We start from the raw sequence: 12853 nt of genomic DNA, 5'->3' as shown, positions 1-12853 counted from the left end.
GGAGAAAGACATGGCAGAACGCCTACATAATGACTTTCAATTTCTGGATGTAGCACGCCAAGATCCAGAGAAAAAAGATCTCGATGTCCGCAAAAATGAGTTTGTGGAAATTTATAAACCGTTTACTGCAGAAGTGGCAGCCAATCAGACCCATCGTTGTTTGGGCTGTGGTAACCCATACTGTGAATGGAAATGCCCTGTGCATAACTACATTCCGAACTGGCTTAAACTGATTTCGGAAGGCCGTATTTTTCAGGCAGCAGAATTGTGTCATCAAACCAATACTTTGCCTGAAGTTTGTGGACGGGTTTGTCCACAAGATCGTTTGTGTGAAGGCGCATGTACCTTAAATGATGGTTTTGGTGCAGTGACCATTGGCAATGCCGAAAAGTACATCAATGATACTGCTTTTGCCTTGGGTTGGCGTCCAGACATGTCGCATGTGAAATGGACCGATAAAAAAGTGGCGATTATTGGTGCAGGCCCTGCAGGTTTGGGCTGTGCTGATATTTTGGTGCGTAATGGCGTCAAACCAGTAGTTTTTGACAAACGCCCTGAAATTGGTGGCTTGCTCACCTTTGGTATTCCAGAATTTAAAATGGAAAAAGACGTGATGAAACGCCGCCGAGAAATTTTTTCTGGCATGGGGGTTGAATTCCGTTTAAATACCGAAATTGGTACAGATATCACGATTGAACAATTGCTTGCAGATTACGATGCCGTGTTCATGGGCATGGGCACTTATACCTATATGAAAGGTGGATTTGCTGGTGAAGATTTAGATGGTGTTTATGATGCGCTGGACTTCTTGATTGCCAATGTCAACCGTTGCCAAGGCTGGGAAAAAGACCCTGCAGAATACATCAGTGTTGAAGGCAAAAAAGTGATTGTACTGGGTGGTGGAGATACTGCCATGGACTGTAACCGTACTTCTATTCGTCAAGGTGCGCAGCAAGTCACTTGTGCCTACCGTCGTGATGAAGCCAATATGCCAGGTTCACGTCGTGAAGTGACCAACGCCCGTGAAGAAGGGGTGAATTTCTTATTTAATCGTCAACCCATTGAAATTGTTGGTGAAAATGGTAAAGTCACAGGTGTGAAAGTGGTAACGACTCAATTGGGTGAGCCTGACAGTCGTGGTCGTCGCAGCCCAGAGCCTGTGCCAGGTTCCGAAGAAGTTTTAGCTGCAGATGCCGTTTTGCTTGCTTTTGGTTTCCGTGCCAGCCCTGCAGATTGGTTTGCCTCTGCCAATGTTGGAGTAGACGGTTCTGGTCGTGTGCTGGCAGCAGAACAACAAACTTTTAAGTTCCAAACCTCAAACCCGAAAATTTTTGCAGGGGGCGATATGGTGCGTGGTTCTGATTTGGTCGTGACTGCAATTTGGGAAGGTCGTCAGGCGGCAGAAGGTATTTTAGATTATTTAGAGCTCTAAACGAGTTTGCTTTGCTTAGATCTAGAAAGGGCTGAGTTTTAAGGAATTCAGTCCTTTTTTATTGGATATTTTATCCCGCTCATCTTCTTGCGGAATATATTGCCATCCCTGATTCATATAAGGTTTAAGAGCTGAAACTTCAATATCAATTCAATCTGCTGTACAAGGTTATTGTTTGATGTAAACAGTTTGGTGATTCGCTCGATTAAACAAAATACACAAACAGGTCAGAATTTCACGTTAGAATGAAATCATTTCAAACAAATACAAAGAAAATTTAGAGGTTAATCTATGAATTTCACAAAAAAAACCATGCTCGCGGTGGCTTTAACCAGTACTTTGACATTAAGCGGCTGTGGCTATAACACCTTACAAGTGAAAGATGAAGCCGTAACAGCATCTTGGTCAGAAGTCCAAAACCAATATCAACGCCGTGCCGATTTAGTGCCAAACTTGGTGAATGTAGTCAAAGGCTATGCCAAACATGAAGAACAAGTCTTGACTGAAGTCACTCAGGCACGTGCCAATGTCGCAGGCTTAAAAGTGGATAAGTCGGTATTGGAAGACCCTGCGTTATTCCAGAAATATCAGGAAGCACAGGCGCAAATGACCAGTGCCTTATCACGTTTAATTGCGGTGTCTGAAAATTATCCAGACTTAAAAGCCAATGAGCAATTCCGTGATTTACAAGTACAACTAGAAGGCACAGAAAACCGTATTGCCGTGGCGCGTAACCGTTACATCAGCACAGTGCAAGACTTTAACAGCTATGCACGTCAGTTCCCGCAAGTGATGACCGCAAAAGTCATTGGTATGGACACCAAACCAAACTTCAGTGCCGAACAAAGCGCACAAACAGCACCGAAAGTTTCGTTTGAATAACGACTAGGAGGATGTCTGGATGCTGCAATCGCACAGCAAGACCCACATGAGTCTAGCGCAGATGCTGCTGCTGATGGTTGTCATGTGTTTTAGTGGCTTGGCATATAGTGAAGTTGCTACAGCAACTGATGAAAATGCCGAAGCTGTGGTGCTGGGTAAAATTGTGCAGCAACAGCATCCTCAAACTGCCAATCCCATCCCAGATCTTGCAAACTCACGCCAGTCTACATCGAGCACTCAGCAAACACCTGTAGAAGCACCTGTTCAGCAACCGCAAATTGCCAATGATATGGCAGAGGGTGAGTCCATCCGCGCTTTGCCGACCTTGAATCAGCCCGTAGTCGATCAAGCCAATTTGCTGACTGCCACAGAAAAACAGCAAATCAGCCAGCGGATTTTAAATTTACATCAACAAGCCAAAGCGCAAATTGGCGTGGTGATTGTACCGACCACAGGGCAGGAAGATATTTTTGATTTTGCTATGCGTGTCGCAGAACAATGGCAACTTGGTTCTGCCAAGCAAGACAATGGTTTGCTAATGGCAATAGCAGTCAATGACCGCCGTATTCAGATTTTAACGGGGTATGGTCTAGAAGGCGTGCTGCCTGATATTGTAGTGAGCCGTATTATTAACCAGCGCATTACCCCCTATTTTAAACAAGCCCAATATGCACAAGGTATTGATGCAGGCTTAGCAGAAATTGAACGGATTTTAAACCTAGACCCTGAAGTTGCCGCACAGGCTGCACAAGAGTTGAAACAACGTCAGGAACAAGCCTTGCAACAACAACAGGCGCGTGAAAAAACCTTGAGCACTGCTTTATTTATTTTAATTGCAGGGGTAATTGGCTCACTGATTGTTGGAAAACGCTTAAGTGCTTCAACCGCTGCCGTGGCAGGTACAGTGGCAGGTTTGGTCAATGGTGCAGGCTTAATCACCAGTTTAATGATTGGCGCGGGAATTTTCTTTTTACTCATCACAGCCATTGCACAGACCATTTTCCAAATTTTCTTGTCCTCTGCAGGACGTGGAGGCGGACGTGGTGGCGGTGGTTTTGGTGGCGGTGGCTATAGCGGCGGCGGTGGTGGCTTTGGTGGGGGAGGAGCATCAGGATCATGGTAACCAAAACAGATACAACAGAAATTATTACTCAACCGAAAATTGACATTGAAGCGCGTCCGAGTGTAAAGCGTTGGCTGAAGCATTTCTTTTATTTACCTGCTACTAAGCGTTTCTTTAATGCGCAGGATCAGCATGCCATTGCAGAAGCGGTGACTGCTGCCGAGCATGGGCATGTGGGGGAAATTCAGGTGGTGATTGAAGGCTGTTTACCATCGCGGTTGGCGTATGCGGTAGATACGCATACCCGTGCACGCCAATTATTTGCAGAATTGGGTGTTTGGGATACCGAACTAAACAGCGGCGTTTTACTGTATCTGAATTTGTGTGAACGCAAAGTGGAAATTGTGATTGACCGTGGCATTAAAACAGCAACCACGCAACAGGTATGGGATGAGCTCTGTGCGCATATTGTGCAGGGTTTGGCACAGCAGCAATATCGGCAAGCGGTAATCACAGGTGTGCAAGAAATTGGTGAAATTTTGGATGTGTTTTATGACCGCCAGCTGCTAGATCAGCAAAATGAATTGGGGAATGTGCCGATTATTTTGGGATGAGGGTTGTTGGTGTTTTTCTTATTTTAATTCCTTCCTGAGCACAAATTTAAGCATGGCTTTAAGTTTGTGCGCAAGAAAGAATGCAATGAGGGTTCCTCCCTTTTTAAAAGGGAGGTTAGGAGGGATTTGGGATATTGGCAATTGTTACCATACACGGCTCACCTTTGATAAAGGGAGGAAGCTTGAAAAGCATGTTTGCACATGAAATCAATTTTATAATGAATGTTCCTCTCTTTTCTAAAGAGAGGCTAGGAGAGATTTTAAACATTGGCAGCTTTCACTACCTCTGACTCACTTTTTTCAAAAAGGGGATGTCTCATCAATACAAAAGATAAGCACTGCACATAAGTTAAATTTGCTGAAATTTAGATCAAAAATACAAATATATATGTGATGAATTTATTTCCAAAATATAAAAATGTGATGTAATTCGCAAAAAAATGACAAAATTTGTTAAATTTATAATTTGAAATTGACAATATTTGTCACTTTTTAACAAAAATACACAGTCAAATTAAAAGTTCTAAATTTTTTATGTGTAAGGTGCTGTTTTTTTGTGAGAATTGTCTATAATAAAAGTTGGCACGTTTAGTGCTAAGTATAAAATAGCTTACAAAGCTTATAATTAAATTAACAAACATTTGTGGAGAATGTTTATGAAGACGATGCAAAAAGGTTTTACCCTTATCGAATTAATGATCGTTGTGGCGATCATTGGTATTTTGGCTGCAATTGCGATTCCTGCTTATCAGGATTACACTAAACGTGCAAAAGTGACTGAGGGCTTGTCATTGGCAGCTAGCGCTAAAACTGCTGTAACAGAAAATGCTTCAAATGGTGTGGCTTATGGTTTAGGTTGGACTGCTCCAGCAACAACAGCTAATGTTGGCACAATTACAATCAGCGGTACTACGGGTGCAATTTCAATTCCGTATTCTACTTCTATTGCTGCTGCTACAGAAAATACATTGGTATTAATTCCATTTACTGGTGCAGGTACAGCTTTACCAGATAGTTCATCAGCTTATACCCCTCCTGCTGACGCTATCCAATGGCAATGTGCTGCGGCAGGTGCTACACCTAAAGTTACTGGTGCTACAGTAGGTACTTTACCTGCAAAACTTGCTCCTTCTAACTGCCGTTAATTTTAATATTAGAAAAAAGCAGCTTCGGCTGCTTTTTTTTCATTCAATTATTAATATAAGAGATTATAATATGCATAAAATCAAAGGGTTCACTTTAATTGAAGTTTTGATTATTGTTGCAATTATTGGCATTCTTATTCTATTTGCATTGGTTCAATATAATCGACATATGACTAAAACAAAAATGCTGGAAGTGATTGGTGCGGCAAGAATTGCCCAACTTGCTGTTACAGAAGCAGCGATAAGTGAAAAAGATTTAACTGCAGTAACTGCCTCAAATATAGGTTATCAATTTTCAAACAACTCACATAAATATATAAGTAATTTAACCATAGAAGATTACACAGGCGTAATTACTGTAACGACAAATTCACCGAGTGCTACGGGTACGCTAGTTTTACACCAAGTCTGAATAGTACAACTCAACAAATAGAATGGTCATGTAGTAGCTCAACAATAAATATTCGTTACTTACCTTTAAATTGCCATTAATATAATGCAGATTTTAGATGTGTAGTGAAATTGAGGTATCAAAAATGGCAAAAACAAAACGAACAAAGTTTTTTTTATCTCATCTAATCATTTCCATTAGTTTGGCTTTGCTAGTGATTGGATTGGTCTTTTTTATTTGGTATCCATCATCACTTGCGACAGCTGTTGGCGTGACTCATATTTTTTTAATGCTCTTGGTCATCGACGTCATTTTAGGACCACTTTTAGGTCTATTGGTCTATAAAGAAGGTAAAAAAACACTCAAATTTGACCTAGGTGTCATTATTTTCATTCAAATTGTGGCTTTGTGTTATGGGGTGTTTAGTATCGAACAAGGTCGCCCTGCATGGTTGGTTTATAATGTAGATCGTTTTGAATTGGTTAGAAAAAATGAATTAGTTGATACGAATATTCAGCAAGCACAGCAACAATTCCAACAACCTTCATGGTTTAAACCGCAATATGTGGCTACTGAATTTGCCAAAGATACACAACAACGCAATGATGAAATGTTTGCAGAAGTATTTAGCGGTATTTCAATTTCACAGCGTCCAGAACGCTATGTAGAACTGACTCAAGCAAAAACCCAAATCCAACAACGTGCATTACCGCTTGTAGAATTGCAAGGGTACAACTCAAAGACAGACGTTGAAAAAACTTTAGCAAAATATCCAAAAGCCGATGCATGGCTACCCTTAAAAGCCAATGCTATAGATATGGTGGTCTTAGTCAATAAAGAATCCGCATCTATCATCAAAATAGTAGATTTAAGACCGTGGAAATAATTTCTTAAGTTAAAAATGGGGAGTTTAAGTATTCCCCCACACAATTATTCCATTTCGAAACTGGTAGAATTCCAATCAAACTTGCTACACAAGGCACTATCATCTTGCCTAAAAAAATATAAGATAGAGCCAGTTTTTTGATCTATTTTTTCTATGAAATCTGCATTGCTACTTTTGGCTGCCATCCTCATCTCCCTTGCATGGCTATTGCCCATTCACTACCGCCCGTGGGTCACCTATACAGGTGAACTCTACGCATTTTTTGCCTTGTTTGCTCTCGCAGCCAGCCTTTTTAAAGAAAAACTACAAATACCCAAAATCAGCCTGCCCTTACTGGCACTGTGCAGTGTTCCACTCATTCAGTGGGGCTTTGGCTTGGTCTACTTCTTTGACAAAGCCTTGCTCAGCAGCGTGTATATCTTCAGTTTTTGGCTGGCAATCATTTTGGGCTATAACCTCACTCAAAACAGCATCGAACGTGAACGCATCTTTACAGGTTTTAGCTATGTGCTACTCGGCGTAGGAAGTATTACCGCATTCATGGCGATTTGCCAGTGGCTCACACTCGATCAATACCTGCCGATTATGGTGGATATTAAAATCGGGCAACGTCCTTATGCCAATTTTGCTCAACCGAATAACATGGCGACCTTTTTAGTGATGTCTCTTATGGCAAGCCTGTATTTATACGAAAAACAAAAACTTAAAACCATGTGGATTGTGATTGCAGCTGCCATGATTTTGGTCGGTGTGGTATTGAGTCAATCGCGCACTTCATGGTTGGCATCGTTGTGTATCTTGACGTATTTGAGCTATCAACAATACCGTGGCGTGATGCGGATTAAATACCGCTATAGCTTGCTGTGGTTTGCCGCATTTATCGGGCTGATTTTTATCGCACCTGCTTTTAGTCAATTGCTCTCACAAAGTGCAGACCTTTCGGTGCAATCTCGTGATGTGGTACAACGTGCCACAGGCGATATGTCACGTTTGGCGATTTGGCAGCAAATGTTCGCTGCAATTGAACATCAACCGTGGTGGGGCTATGGTTGGCATCAAACCAGTGTGGCTTATGTGACGATCAGTGAATTTGTGCAAGGTCCTGTGTGGATTCGTAGCGCACATAATTTTATTTTAGACTTTTTACTTTGGAATGGTGTGATACTCGGCGTGCCATTTTTGGCGTATCTGGGTTATTGGGGCTACCAGTTGCATAAATATACCCAATCGGTGGAATCGGTTGTGGGGATTTTAATGGTCGGTGCATTTAGCGTACATGCTATGCTGGAATTTCCACAAAACTATGCCTACTTCTTGCTGCCTGTGGGTTTTATTATTGGCATGGTTCAGTCACAACGGGTGTTAAAAAGCTTCACTTTATCTGCAATATATTTACGCAGTACATTTGTACTTGGTGCATTGTTGTTGATGCTGATTTATCGTGATTATGAAGTAATGGTGCCAAAACTGAATCAGTCGGTACGCTACGAACACACACCTGAAAAAATCACCAATCAAGACCGTATTTTGTTACTCGAAGAATTTAACCGCCGCATTGCGTGGATTCGATTAAATCCGTATAGCCAGCAAACACCTGAACAATTACAGGATATTCATGAAATTGTGTTGAATTATCCAACCCGCTACGATTTATTGAAATATGCACGCGTATTAGCATTTAACGGTTATGAAGCTGAAGCCAAAAAGCAATTATGGTTGTTAAGCACTTTGTGGCAGGTCAATGTAGATTATGCGACTTTATTGGATGAGGCAGAGCAGCGCTGATTTGTGTAGCGCAAGGAGGGGGATTTGAAAATAGTGAGCCAAATATGGTGAAAATTTTCAATGTTGAAAATCTCTCCCAACTTCTCTTTAAAAAGAGAGGGGGTATTCATTATAAAATTGATTTCATGTGCGAAAATTTAAAGAGATGCTGAACTTTTGTTCAGATAAAGGGAGTTGTGTTAGAATTGTATGATCTATTCACACAATAAGGCATGCTGATGGCGAGAACTACAAGTGTAACAATTGGCCCACAACTCGATGACTTCGTGAGCAAACTGATTGAATCTGGACGTTATGGTTCAACCAGTGAAGTGATGCGATCTGCATTAAGATTATTGGAACAGCAAGAAAATCAAACTGCAGCTTTAAAGCAAGCGATTGAAGCAGGTGAGAACAGTGGAGAAAGTACACTCAGCCTAAAAGATATTGCTGCTCAAGTGAAGCAGAAGCATCGTGTATAAACTATCTAATTTAGCTGTCGATGATTTCACTGCTATTTATGAATACACCTTACTTAATTTTGGTGTAGCTCAAGCTGACCAATACACACAACATTTGGAAAATACCTTTCATTTGTTAGTGAGTTCACCATTGATTGGTTATGTATGTGTAGATATTGGCGAGGGAATACGCCGTCATGATCATCATCAACATGCTATTTTTTATAAAAAACAGGATTATGGCATTTTTATTATTCGGATATTGCATCAACAGATGCATCCCATGAAACATTTTTTTGCGTTATAAATACTTTTTTATAAATCCAAGAATTAAAAATGTGTATCAGCAAAAATATAAATTGATATTGAAAACATCTTCATGAGAGATGAGGAAGATGCTGAATTGTAGTTAAAGTGCTTCTCTAAAAACAAAAGACTGGAAAAACCAGTCTTTTGTGCGATTGAAACGAGATGAATTTTAGAGTTGACTTTGAATATAGTTTTCAATGCCTACCGTTTCAACCAAATCAAGCTGTGTCGTTGCCCAGTCTAAGTACTCTTCTTCTTTCTCTAGAATTTCCTGAACCAAATCACGGGTTACATAGTCCAGTTGTTGCTCTGCCAAAACCACCGCTTTTTGGATTGCTTCAATATTTTCTTGGACTTTACGCACATCGCAGTTCAAAACTTCAACTGTATGCTGACCGATATACAATTTGCCCAAGTGTTGTAAGTTTGGCAGCCCTTCTAAAAATAAAATACGTTCAATAATTTTGTCAGCATGTTTCATTTGACGAATCGACTCTTTATATTCGGCCGAGCCGAGTTGTTCAATGCCCCAATCATTAAACATACGTGAATGTAAAAAATATTGGTTAATTGCAGTCAGGTGATGATACAAAACTTGGTTGAGTTGATTAATCACATCACGATTGCCTTTCATTGCAGCACTCCATCAACAATTTCTGCCTTAAACCGCTTAAGGCAATCTATATTTCTATCTTAAACAAGACTGGGCAAAATGGCGAGTGATTTATAGAACGGCAAATGAAAATCGCAATCAAAAACAATTAGCTAGGCGGTGTGAAGAAATGTAAGATAAGAAAAACCCGCTGTAGTCGAAAGCGGGAGAGGAAACACCGAGTTAAAATTATAATACTGAAATGCGGGAGAACAATAAAACGTCAGTTTTAGGCAGCAACGGCAAGACGAGACGCAATTTGTGCAATTTCATCGCTAATGATGGCGCGAGTTTCAGGCGCACAGCGACCACAACAGGTGCCCAAGTCAAACATATCGCGAATTTCACGATAGCTGTCTGCACCATTGGCAACGGCTTCTTTAATGTCTTGATCTGTAATACCACGGCATAAGCAAACGTACATGAATGCAACCACAATAATGAAATAAGATAAGTATTATTATTGATAATTATTATCGTTTGTCAATAAAAATCATTTGAAAAGTCATTTATCGTAATTGGGTTTTTGAATTAAAAAATGCCACTTAATAGGTGGCATCGTTTATTGGTTTTTAAGTATTTGAATGATAATGACTTATGAATTGATAATCACCACGCCATCCATTTCAACTAAAGCACCTTTAGGTAAGCTGGCCACACCTAAGGCTGCACGCGCGGGGTAAGGTTGTGCAAAATATTCACCCATAATCTGATTGACCAATTGGAAGTGAGATAAATCAGTCAGGAAAATATTGAGCTTGGCAATATCGGCCAAAGAGCCCCCCGCCGCTTCACAAACGGCTTTTAAGTTATCAAATACGCGGCGAATTTGCGCTTCAATGCCTTCTACCAATTCCATGCTGTATGGGTCTAAACCAATTTGACCTGATAAATAAACAGTATTGCCCACTAAAATGGCTTGAGAGTAAGTACCAATTGCTGCAGGTGCATTTTCAGTATGGATGACTTGGCGAGACATTGATTTCTCCTAAAATAATGTACGAACATCATAGACCATCCGACTACCTTTCAGTAGCCTGATGAGTCAATAATGCAAAAGCGGTGAATGTGCGGCACAGTAAACAATGCAGCCACATTAATTAACAAGCTTTGGCTTCTTCTGCGATGCTGATGGGACGCGCTAAGCGGCTAATTCGTGGAAAACCGAAGTGCATACGCAAATCACGAATAATTTTGGCAATTTGCTTACGGTTATTCACCACAATATTCACGTGGGTTTTACCATCATGGCTGCGTACCATTTCTACTCCCGTTTTGGCCTTACGACATTGATAGATCAAATCGGAAATTTGTTCGTCATTCATATCCATATCAATGCTGAGATAAGCCGTAAAACTCACATCATCGACATCTTCTGAAGTCCATTGTAGCGGCATGATATTTTCAGGATGTTGATGTTGCTCATGCAGTAAGTTGTTGCAACGCGCACGATGCACAATCAAGCCACGACGTGATAAATTCCCTTGAATCGGATCGCCCAGCACAGGGTTGCAACAGTGTGCGTATTTGACGTCAATACCTTCTGTACCTTGAATCAGACGGTCAGAGTGTTCACTGCTGTCTTGATCGAGTGCATAGATGTGATTCGCAACCAGTTGTGGCAACAGGTCACCCACCGCAATTTGCTCAAATAAGCGGTCTTTGGAGTCGATATGACGCCATTGCAACACATTTAACCAATCGGCTTCGGTTAAGTCCTGAATTGAGTGATTAAATAATTTTAGTGCACGGTTCAGGGCTTGCTGCCCCACCAAACGCTGTTCTTCAATATCTTGATCACGCAAAATATTTTGTAAGGCACGACGGGCTTTTTGGGTATTAATAAAACTTAGCCAGTCTGGGTTTGGCGTGGCTAACACATCGGTGATGATTTCGACCACTTGCCCGCTGATGAGTGGTGTTGACAGCGGTTTGCTTTCACCATTAATTTTTGTACCGACGGCGTGGTTACCTAAGAATAAACTGGCTGCATAGGCAAAATCAACCGCGGTGGCGCCTTGCGGCAATTCATGTAAATGTCCATGCGGGGTATAAACATGAATTTTCTCTTGGTGCAGATAATCCAGTAAATCGCTAAATGTAGTTTTGGCACATTCACCATCAATCAACACATTCAAGCTTTTCATAGAGGCTTGAATGGCAGAACGACAAGCTTGTGGTGCGTTTTCACCCAAGACCACGCCAAAACGTGCGGCTTTACGCATCAATTCGGTTTGAATGGTGAGTGATAAGGTAGTTTGCTCACCTTTTAGACGCATCATCAGCGATTGGTTGCCACCTGGCAGTGGGCGACGGATATGATCTTCATAATGTAAGACCTGAAAGCTGTCACGTAAAATATCAGCCAAACGGTCACAGTCGGCAATGCTTTGCAAAATAATTTCGAAGGCGTGGCTGTGGGTCAGTTCTTGTAGATCAATATCGTTTTTAACAAAGTGGCGCAGTAATTCTATATTGTTATTTTTCTTTTTAATACGGCCTGCAATTTGATTGTCTTGCAGCAGGTCGGCAAGATTTTGTTCCCATTTAGATTGGTATTCGCAGCGTTTTGGTTTGGTGTGCAAAAGGGCAGCTTGCACATCGTTATACATATCTAAATCAAGATTTTGATAACACAGATGTTCGAGGTTATCTGCCATTTCATTCATACCCACGATACGTGCCATGGGTACAAATACATCAAAGGTTTCTTGGGCGATACGTGCGCGTTTGTCTGGTCGCAGCGCATCTAAAGTGGTCATGTTGTGATAGCGGTCTGCCAGTTTCACAATAATGACACGTGGATCCTGTAAGGTCGCTTGCAGAATTTTACGGAACGATGCGGCCTTGTTGTATTCCTTATCGCTGGAATGGCTAAGTTTGGTCACACCATCGACTAGTTCGGCAACGGTGCGTCCAAATTTTTCTGTGATGTCATCTTTGCTGTAGTCAGTATCTTCAATGACGTCATGCAATAGGGCAGCAATGAGCGTGTCGGCATCCAAACGCATGTGCGCCAAAATACAACTGACCGCAATCGGGTGTAACACATACGGTTCACCACTTTTACGGGTAACGCCATCATGCGCATGCTCGGCATAATCGCAAGCCGTAAGCACCTGTTCGACTTCACTTACGCTAAGGTAAGGTTCGATCATGGCTTGAAGCTGTTGTTTGGCTTGGCTGACCATCGTGCCTGGCATATAACACCCTTTAAAATACAAGTGATAACGAATCTACAGTTAGACCTTATA

14 protein-coding genes are annotated in these 12853 nt (G+C 41.4%); 10 read left to right on the top strand and 4 right to left on the bottom strand.

Features of this window, described 5'->3' with window-relative positions; translation table 11 throughout:
• The first annotated feature begins 10 nt into the window (after positions 1-10).
• The 10 genes from J4G44_RS01430 to J4G44_RS01385 all read left to right on the top strand — a co-directional run bounded on the left by J4G44_RS01430 (position 11) and on the right by J4G44_RS01385 (position 8945).
• Positions 11-1432 carry an FAD-dependent oxidoreductase gene (locus tag J4G44_RS01430; protein WP_207973780.1) on the top strand — a complete coding sequence of 474 codons (1422 nt, stop codon included), beginning with the start codon at positions 11-13 and terminating at the stop codon, positions 1430-1432.
• Positions 1433-1723: 291 nt separating this feature from the next.
• Positions 1724-2314, top strand: a complete 591-nt coding sequence (locus J4G44_RS01425; protein ID WP_019836149.1) for a LemA family protein — start codon at positions 1724-1726, stop codon at positions 2312-2314.
• A gap of 19 nt (positions 2315-2333) precedes the next feature.
• The gene (locus J4G44_RS01420) at positions 2334-3437 is read left to right on the top strand and encodes a TPM domain-containing protein (RefSeq protein ID WP_207973779.1); all 1104 of its coding nucleotides are present in this window, start codon (positions 2334-2336) and stop codon (positions 3435-3437) included.
• Positions 3431-3991 (top strand): TPM domain-containing protein, encoded by a 561-nt coding sequence (locus J4G44_RS01415; RefSeq protein ID WP_207973778.1) that lies wholly within the window; start codon positions 3431-3433, stop codon positions 3989-3991. Before J4G44_RS01420 ends, J4G44_RS01415 begins: the two co-directional genes overlap by 7 nt.
• A gap of 665 nt (positions 3992-4656) precedes the next feature.
• On the top strand, positions 4657-5136 hold the full coding sequence (locus J4G44_RS01410; protein WP_420830717.1) for a pilin: 480 nt from the start codon (positions 4657-4659) through the stop codon (positions 5134-5136).
• A 70-nt stretch (positions 5137-5206) separates the two neighbouring features.
• The gene (locus tag J4G44_RS01405) at positions 5207-5548 is read left to right on the top strand and encodes a pilin (RefSeq protein ID WP_207973938.1); all 342 of its coding nucleotides are present in this window, start codon (positions 5207-5209) and stop codon (positions 5546-5548) included.
• A gap of 124 nt (positions 5549-5672) precedes the next feature.
• On the top strand, positions 5673-6413 hold the full coding sequence (tfpZ, locus tag J4G44_RS01400) for a TfpX/TfpZ family type IV pilin accessory protein (protein ID WP_207973776.1): 741 nt from the start codon (positions 5673-5675) through the stop codon (positions 6411-6413).
• Between the two features lie 153 nt (positions 6414-6566).
• Positions 6567-8198 carry a PglL family O-oligosaccharyltransferase gene (locus J4G44_RS01395; RefSeq protein ID WP_207973775.1) on the top strand — a complete coding sequence of 544 codons (1632 nt, stop codon included), beginning with the start codon at positions 6567-6569 and terminating at the stop codon, positions 8196-8198.
• A 218-nt stretch (positions 8199-8416) separates the two neighbouring features.
• A complete protein-coding gene (locus tag J4G44_RS01390) occupies positions 8417-8659 on the top strand; it encodes a type II toxin-antitoxin system ParD family antitoxin (RefSeq protein ID WP_019836164.1) in 243 nt (80 codons plus the stop codon).
• Positions 8652-8945 carry a type II toxin-antitoxin system RelE/ParE family toxin gene (locus tag J4G44_RS01385; RefSeq protein ID WP_179989812.1) on the top strand — a complete coding sequence of 98 codons (294 nt, stop codon included), beginning with the start codon at positions 8652-8654 and terminating at the stop codon, positions 8943-8945. Before J4G44_RS01390 ends, J4G44_RS01385 begins: the two co-directional genes overlap by 8 nt.
• 171 nt (positions 8946-9116) lie before the next feature.
• Here J4G44_RS01385 and bfr read toward each other — a convergent pair whose 3' ends face one another.
• The 4 genes from bfr to J4G44_RS01365 all read right to left on the bottom strand — a co-directional run bounded on the left by bfr (position 9117) and on the right by J4G44_RS01365 (position 12802).
• Positions 9117-9581, bottom strand: a complete 465-nt coding sequence (bfr, locus tag J4G44_RS01380; protein ID WP_131260631.1) for a heteropolymeric bacterioferritin subunit Bfr — start codon at positions 9579-9581, stop codon at positions 9117-9119.
• A 247-nt stretch (positions 9582-9828) separates the two neighbouring features.
• Entirely contained in the window at positions 9829-10023 is a 195-nt protein-coding gene (locus J4G44_RS01375; protein WP_004974511.1) for a bacterioferritin-associated ferredoxin, read from the bottom strand.
• A gap of 171 nt (positions 10024-10194) precedes the next feature.
• Entirely contained in the window at positions 10195-10578 is a 384-nt protein-coding gene (locus J4G44_RS01370) for a RidA family protein (RefSeq protein ID WP_004809961.1), read from the bottom strand.
• A 121-nt stretch (positions 10579-10699) separates the two neighbouring features.
• Positions 10700-12802: a RelA/SpoT family protein gene (locus tag J4G44_RS01365; RefSeq protein ID WP_207973774.1), complete on the bottom strand. Its 2103-nt coding sequence runs from the start codon at positions 12800-12802 to the stop codon at positions 10700-10702.
• Positions 12803-12853: the final 51 nt, after the last annotated feature.

The sequence above is a fragment of the Acinetobacter towneri genome (assembly GCF_017498585.1).
In the GTDB taxonomy this organism is placed as follows: domain Bacteria; phylum Pseudomonadota; class Gammaproteobacteria; order Pseudomonadales; family Moraxellaceae; genus Acinetobacter; species Acinetobacter towneri.
This window is presented reverse-complemented; position numbering and strand designations above follow the sequence as displayed.